This window comes from Pelorhabdus rhamnosifermentans (assembly GCF_018835585.1).
Taxonomy (GTDB): Bacteria; Bacillota; Negativicutes; order UMGS1260; family UMGS1260; genus Pelorhabdus; species Pelorhabdus rhamnosifermentans.
Window position 1 is genome coordinate 1 of the sequence record NZ_JAHGVE010000192.1, and the last position, 230, is coordinate 230.

The 230-nt window shown below is 66.1% G+C and carries 1 protein-coding gene; it reads left to right on the plus strand.

What is annotated here, in order from left to right; all coding sequences use genetic code 11:
• Positions 1 to 230 (plus strand): hypothetical protein (locus Ga0466249_RS26320; protein ID WP_215832439.1); only part of this gene is annotated, 230 nt, incomplete at both ends.

The following is a 230-nucleotide window of genomic DNA, read 5'->3' on the forward strand; positions in this document are numbered from 1 at the left end:
GCTGTCGGCGGCGCTTACGCCGGCTCGACCGCCGCGCGCGCGATCGCGACGCACCTGGCGAAGTCGGGTAGCGACCGCGCGCATGAGGAGGTGCGAATGCGCACCTCTGGCATGACCGAGCAAGAAATCAAAGAGGCCGAGGAGTTGGCGCGCGCGACCAGCGCGAAATATAAGTCGATTTCGACGACCGAGATCATGCACACCGCGCGCAACATTCGCGCCGTCGTCGG